The organism is Methanosalsum natronophilum (genome assembly GCF_024808815.1).
Taxonomy (GTDB): Archaea; Halobacteriota; Methanosarcinia; order Methanosarcinales; family Methanosarcinaceae; genus Methanosalsum; species Methanosalsum natronophilum.
In genome coordinates, this window is the sequence record NZ_JANUCS010000021.1 from 23,431 (window position 1) to 29,897 (window position 6,467).

8 protein-coding genes are annotated in these 6,467 nt (G+C 35.2%); 1 reads left to right on the plus strand and 7 read right to left on the minus strand.

Annotated elements, in window-relative coordinates; translation table 11 throughout:
- Nucleotides 1-55 precede the first annotated feature (55 nt).
- From dapB to J2T59_RS09405, 4 genes are all read right to left on the minus strand, one after another.
- Complete coding sequence (gene dapB / locus J2T59_RS09390) at nt 56-847, minus strand: 4-hydroxy-tetrahydrodipicolinate reductase (protein WP_259135677.1); 792 nt, start codon at nt 845-847, stop codon at nt 56-58.
- Complete coding sequence (gene dapA / locus J2T59_RS09395; protein ID WP_259135678.1) at nt 844-1,719, minus strand: 4-hydroxy-tetrahydrodipicolinate synthase; 876 nt, start codon at nt 1,717-1,719, stop codon at nt 844-846. Before dapA ends, dapB begins: the two co-directional genes overlap by 4 nt.
- 23 nt (nt 1,720-1,742) lie before the next feature.
- Nucleotides 1,743-1,931: a 30S ribosomal protein S17e gene (locus J2T59_RS09400; protein ID WP_259135679.1), complete on the minus strand. Its 189-nt coding sequence runs from the start codon at nt 1,929-1,931 to the stop codon at nt 1,743-1,745.
- A 119-nt stretch (nt 1,932-2,050) separates the two neighbouring features.
- Entirely contained in the window at nt 2,051-2,359 is a 309-nt protein-coding gene (locus J2T59_RS09405; protein ID WP_259135684.1) for a hypothetical protein, read from the minus strand.
- Nucleotides 2,360-2,504: 145 nt separating this feature from the next.
- Here J2T59_RS09405 and dinB point away from each other — a divergent pair, with 145 nt between their 5' ends.
- Complete coding sequence (gene dinB, locus J2T59_RS09410) at nt 2,505-3,590, plus strand: DNA polymerase IV (RefSeq protein WP_259135680.1); 1,086 nt, start codon at nt 2,505-2,507, stop codon at nt 3,588-3,590.
- Here the strand turns inward: dinB and J2T59_RS09415 are convergent.
- From J2T59_RS09415 to J2T59_RS09425, 3 genes are all read right to left on the minus strand, one after another.
- Complete coding sequence (locus tag J2T59_RS09415; protein WP_259135681.1) at nt 3,587-4,339, minus strand: heparan-alpha-glucosaminide N-acetyltransferase; 753 nt, start codon at nt 4,337-4,339, stop codon at nt 3,587-3,589. The two genes, dinB and J2T59_RS09415, sit on opposite strands and share 4 nt — an antisense overlap.
- Before the next feature lie 60 nt (nt 4,340-4,399).
- On the minus strand, nt 4,400-4,828 hold the full coding sequence (locus tag J2T59_RS09420; RefSeq protein ID WP_259135682.1) for a Zn-ribbon domain-containing protein: 429 nt from the start codon (nt 4,826-4,828) through the stop codon (nt 4,400-4,402).
- A 229-nt stretch (nt 4,829-5,057) separates the two neighbouring features.
- Nucleotides 5,058-6,467 (minus strand): CLIPPER-2 domain-containing protein (locus J2T59_RS09425; protein WP_445468601.1); only part of this gene is annotated, 1,410 nt, incomplete at its 5' end.

The following is a 6,467-nucleotide window of genomic DNA, read 5'->3' on the forward strand; positions in this document are numbered from 1 at the left end:
AGTAGCTAATTAACATGTTATATGTATGGATTGCTACTATTTCATTTTCTAAAACTCAAAAACCAAGCATATCGTTCATATCATAAATCCCTGGTTCTTTAGAATGAATCCATTCTGCAGCTTTAATGGCACCACTAACAAATGCCTGTCTTGAATGTGCCTGATGTTTAATTTCAATCCTTTCACCAGTTCCAGCAAATAGTGCTGTATGATCACCTACTATGTCACCACCACGGATCGCATGAATACCTATCTCATTACCTCGTGGTGCATACCCTTCTCTTCCATAAACAAATTCTTTTTCTTTGATAACCTTATTTATTGCTTCAGCAGCGCCCTTGGCAGTTCCACTTGGTGCATCCTTTTTCTGGTTATGGTGAGCTTCAAATATCTCAATATCATAGTCATGGAGGTATTGTGCAGCTTCTTGTAAGAGTTTAAAGAATACATTCACACCTACAGCATAATTTGGTGATATGATCGCAGCCACATTATTTTCTCGAATTGCGGAATCAATTATTGTTCTTTGTTCATCAGAGAAACCTGTAGTGCCAATAACCATCTTCACTCCACTCTTTGCAGCAATTGGAGCATTCTCAACAGTTGCATTAGCAATAGTAAAATCTATCAGGACTTGTGTCCCTGAATCGTTCAATACGTTCTCCATATCCTCAGCAGAAGATATTGGTACATCTAATTTTTTGCCTGTAGCAATTTCACCTGCATCCATACCAATATTAGAAATATCGAACGCTGAGGTGAGTTCTAATTTATCAGAATCGATTATGTTGGAGATGAGCATACCGCCCATTCTTCCAGAAGCACCTGTTACACCTACTTTTATCATAATAACACTCCTAGATTATCAAGTGTTTCTTTAAGTATCTGAGAATTTGATTGAGATAATGCAGACAAAGGTAATCTAAGAGGACCACCGTTCAGTCCTATCATGTCCATTGCTTGTTTTACAGGGATTGGATTGGTTTCCAAGAACAGTGCATCCATTAAAGGCAAAAGCTCGTAATGAACTTGCCGTGCAGATAACATATCATTATCCATTATATACTCATACATTCTCATCATGTGAGAGGGTGCCACATTTGCAGCTACTGAAATCACACCATTTGCCCCTGAAGCTAACATTGGGTATGTCAGTGGATCTTCACCCGATAATACTAAGAAATCGTCGTTTTTGGTCTGCTCAATAAGATTATATATCTTATCAAAGTCACCACACGCTTCTTTAATAGCCACTATATTATCGATCTGTGCAAGTTCTACAATGACCTCAAGTGGTATATCCTGTCCAGTCCTGGATGGAACATTGTACAGAACTAATGAAAAATCAACGGCTTCAGCTATTTTAGTGAAATGTTTGATCAAACCATCGTTGTTTGGTCTGTTATAATAAGGAGATATTAATAATGCTCCATCGGCACCAGCATCTTCTGCGTATACTGTTAGTTCAACTGCCTCTGAGGTATTGTTAGATCCCGTACCTGCAAGTATAGGGACTGATGAACACTCTACTGTCTTAGAAATTAGTTCTTTGTGTTCAGATGTAGATAATGTAGCTGATTCGCCAGTTGTTCCACAAGTAACTACACCGGTAACTCCACCTTCTTCTACATACTGGATATTTTCAACATATCCTGAATAATTAATAGAACCATCAGCATTAAAAGGAGTGACTAGAGCTGGCATTACGCCTTTAAACATAATTATCCCTTTCTGAAATAAAATTATTGACTTCTAGCTACTTTTCTAGTTACATAGCCAGCTACTTTATTTCTGATATTCTTACTTTCAATTGAAGTATATTTCGTTACAAGATGTTTATTCTCATCAAAATCATTAGTGAACACATCACCATGTTTTTCTATCAAAAGACGTGAAATATTCTTAATACTTGATTGTCTTATATTTCCCATATATAGTTATCTCCATACTGTTTTTAGTTGAATATTCTAATAATTTATAGTTAACATTATAGTATAAGTAATATCGCTTAATAAGAAACTTTGCATTTATAACTTTTGGATAAATGTTCTCATTCAGAATTATCTTCGGGATAATAATCGGTTTTCCCCAAGAATCTTTCCATTGTTTTGGCTTCATTGAAAACCTTTTCACGAAATCCTTTTTTGTTGAAATATATCCCGATAAAAACTATTAATAACCCAATGTTTGGATTGATCAAGGATACGATCGCACCCAATAATACTACAAAAGATGCGCCAATACCTTTCATTGCACCTTTACGATACGATTCAAGTTTTGTTCTTTTATATATCCGAATATCCCTTAAAGTTAAAAATATCACTACAATATAAGCAGCTACTGAAATATATATGTGCATCATACAATCGATACCTATTAATTTACAGTACTTTATAGTTTATCCTAAATATTTGGCAATCAACTACAATCACAATCACAATCACAATAAGAATAAAAACTAAATTAATATATGAACAAAAATTAAATGGTTAGTTAGAATACCAATGATACATTCATGGAACAATGTAATTTTTCATATTGATATGGATAGTTTTTTTGCATCTGTTGAAAGTAGTAAACGGCCTGAACTTAAAGGATTGCCTTTAGTGATAGGTTCAGACCCAAAAAGTGGGAGTGGTAGAGGAGTAGTTAGCACTTGTTCTTACGAAGCAAGAAGGTTTGGAATCCATTCAGCAATGCCAATATCAAAAGCTTACAGATTATGTCCAGATGCTGTATTTCTACCAGTTAATTCTAAACTTTACAAAGAAGTATCTGATAGAATAATGAGAATACTTCGATCCTATGCTGACAGGTTTGAGCAAGTTAGTATAGATGAAGCATACCTTGATATGAGTTCAAAGGTCTGCGACCATACAACTGCAACTAAGTTCGCAACACAAATTAAAAATAAAGTGGTTGAAACTGAAGGAATAACATGTTCGGTAGGTGTTGCGCCAGGTAAAACAGTAGCCAAAATAGCATCTGATCACGATAAACCAAATGGTCTTACAATAGTTCAACCAACTGAAGTAAAGCAATTTTTAGCTCCATTACCAGTCGCTAAAATACCAGGTATTGGCAAGAAAACTGAACAAATCCTAAAACAAATGCAGATCAAAGATATTGGGGAACTCGCAGATGCTGACATACAAATACTCATGAACAAGTTTGGTAAACATGCAATTTCTATGAAAAGCATTGCAAATGGTATAGATGTTAGGGAACTCAAGGATAAAACAGAAGTTAAATCAATAAGTAAAGAAGATACTTTTGATTTTGATACAAATGATGTAGATAAGATAGACTCGGTATTGATGTCACTCTGTGAAGATGTTCATCGCACAATGCTAAGAAAGCAGTTCCTTTTCAGGACAGTTACAATCAAAGTCAGGTTCAAAGATTTTACTACCTATACCCGTGCATCCACATTACCATTCACTACAAACGATTTAGAGACAATTAAAAAATGTTCTAGAGACCTTATGCAAGAATTCATTGATAAGGATGAGTTCCGGCTTATTGGTGTTGGTATAACTAAGCTTGAAAAAATCGATAGAAAACAAACGCTAATAACTGATTTCATTTAAAGGGTCGATATTTCAGCATAACCTAACCCATATAGGATCAATATAATTATGGGTTGATGAACAAGATATATTAGAAGAGAATGCCTACCCAAAAACGTCATTCTTCTAATCAGATAGTTTTTTCCTAGTTCAGGTATACAATATTTACGAATACCATTTTCATATAATATATTGCCCACAAATATTCCCAATAATACAACACCAAACCATGGAAGTAATGGATAATAATCAAAAGTATATAGGCCATGTGGTGCAATTCCTAGCCATAATAAATAAGGGGATTCTATTGTGATCTGACTAATATAGCTACCCAGTAGTATACATAATATACCAAAGAGGATATTGTAGTATGTAAACCTTAAAAAGGGATAGGAGATAATAACTGCGAGTCCAATAAAATGAAGAATCCCAAAATAAATAGTTCCCTGAGTTAACAGCAGATGGGTTATAACTGTGATAATTATACCATAACCTAATATCTTAAAGCCTCGTTTAATGTTCTTCATCCCGATTTGACTTCCAGATAAACCTTTTTTTAAAGATTTAGAGTAACTTAATGTTAATGAGATACCTACAAGAAATATAAATATCAGAGCTGTGAGTCTCCCAAAATAAAACCATAGACCTTCTCTTAGCTCAAATGTAAATACCCCAAAAAAGTTCAAATCGTAAATAAGATGAAACAATATCATCATTAATATTGCAGTTCCTCTTAAAAAATCAATTTCCCAAAATCGTTCATTTAACATTCTTGAAAAAGTTAAGTACTCAGTTTTGTTATCTATACAACTCAATAAAAATGAAATTATTCATTTTTTCTTTTTCTTTGCCTTTTCTTGGAAAACTGACGGGAGATGAAGTGCATAACTGCCATCTTCTTTTATTGCCATTACTATTTCTTTTCTGGTTAAAAGAGAATCAAGATTTAATTCATAGGAGCCAGGCCCTAATATTTTCACTGACTCTACTTTATCATCATCTTCAGATGAAACATATTCCTTCTTTACATCTACACCCAATATTTGATCAATCTCATCAATGAACTCTTCTGCTGGTGTTGAGCTTTTTGATGTATCATCATCTTCTTGGGAGTCAATATCACTTTTATCCATAACTTCTTTTGGAGTTTCTTTCTGTACATAAAGAAACTTATTCCACCCACAATTAGGACAACCGTTCAAAATTGCGGCTGCACCATCATCAAATACTTGCTCACATTTTGTGCATTTATGAGGCATGACGTCACCATAATTTATTATGTCAACTATAATATAAATTTGAATGCTTTTATCAGAATACAGGTTAAACGTATCAACTAGTTGATAACTCATTTCCTTAAAAGTTTTCCTAGAGAAGAGAGTTAGTTATGAATATACGAAAAAAATGGTTTGTGGACAATGAAAATTTAAACTGCCCACTTACTTATCATTGTTCAATAAAAATAGTTTGGCGTATCTAACCTTACTTTTACTGCTCCCTCCTGATATATAATATTAACAATGAACCAAGACCCATTACAAGCAGAATTGGAGATGCTGTTGGTACATCTTTATAACCTGAGTAATGACTTGGATCCTCGTCTGTTACGGTTATGCCATTATACTCACCTGTCACATTACCCATATTAGCATACTGACCAAGAATGGCAGTATCGGTATCAGTGACAGTATATGTAGCACCAGATGCAAGATTACCTATTACATAATTTAGATCAGTTACATTGTCAGTTACTACAACGTTACTAAGGTCAACATTACCAGTATTAGTTACTACATATTCCCAAGTGACAGTTGCACCTTCAGCTATTTGAGGACCTGGTGGAGTTGGCGCATCTATTCCATTCGTGTATTTCTTGATACTAATGTCAGCATCAACACCAAAGTAATGGCTTGGATCCTCATCAGTTACAGTGATATCTCCGAAGTCACCAGTAACATTACCCATATTGGCATACTGACCAAGAATGGCAGTACCTGTGTCAATGACAGTATATGTAGCACCTGGTGCAAGGTTACCAATTACGTAATCTAAATCGGTTACATTGTCAGTTACTACAACATTAGTAAGTGGAACATTACCAGTGTTAGTAACTATATATTCCCAAGTAACAGTTGAACCTGCTACTACCTTTGGACCAGTTGGGTCCATGGCATCTTCACCATTAGTTAATTTCGTGATATTTATGTCAGGAACCCTTGGTGGCTCTCCTATGTAGTGGCTGGGATCCTCATCTGTTACGATTATGCCATTATACTCACCTGTCACATTACCCATATTAGCATACTGACCAAGAATGGCAGTATCGGTATCAGTGACAGTATATGTAGCGCCAGGTGCAAGATTACCTATTACATAATTTAGATCGGTTACATTGTCAGTTACTACAACGTTAGTAAGGTCAACATTACCAGTATTAGTTACTACATATTCCCAAGTGACTGTTGAACCTTCAGTTATTTGAGGACCAGTTGGAGTCATGGCATCTTCACCATTAGTGAATTTCTTGATACTGATGTCAGGAGCAATACCAAAGTAATGGCTTGGATCTTCATCAGTTACAGTGATATCTTCGAATTCACCAGTAACATTACCTATATTGGCATATTGACCAGCAACGGAAGTACCTTCTGAAGAAACAGTTACACTTTCACCGATCAAGAGATCACCAATTACATCGATCTCGCCTAGTTGGTCATCAGTGACCACAACGTTACTGAGATTCACATTACCAGTATTGGTTACATTATAAGTCCAGGTAACATCGTCACCAACAGGTATGAATGGACCAGTTGGAGTCATGGCATCTTCACCATTAGTGAATTTCTTGATACTGATGTCAGGAGCAATACCAAAGTAATGGCTTGGATCTTCATCAGT

What these genes read in the sequence shown, in the direction of transcription:
- dapB (WP_259135677.1), bottom strand. Translation starts at nt 847, where the DNA reads ATGATAAAAGTAGGTGTAACAGGTGCTTCTGGAAGAATGGGCGGTATG.
- dapA (WP_259135678.1), bottom strand. Translation starts at nt 1,719, where the DNA reads ATGTTTAAAGGCGTAATGCCAGCTCTAGTCACTCCTTTTAATGCTGAT.
- J2T59_RS09400 (WP_259135679.1), bottom strand. Translation starts at nt 1,931, where the DNA reads ATGGGAAATATAAGACAATCAAGTATTAAGAATATTTCACGTCTTTTG.
- J2T59_RS09405 (WP_259135684.1), bottom strand. Translation starts at nt 2,359, where the DNA reads ATGCACATATATATTTCAGTAGCTGCTTATATTGTAGTGATATTTTTA.
- dinB (WP_259135680.1), top strand. Translation starts at nt 2,505, where the DNA reads ATGATACATTCATGGAACAATGTAATTTTTCATATTGATATGGATAGT.
- J2T59_RS09415 (WP_259135681.1), bottom strand. Translation starts at nt 4,339, where the DNA reads ATGTTAAATGAACGATTTTGGGAAATTGATTTTTTAAGAGGAACTGCA.
- J2T59_RS09420 (WP_259135682.1), bottom strand. Translation starts at nt 4,828, where the DNA reads ATGCCTCATAAATGCACAAAATGTGAGCAAGTATTTGATGATGGTGCA.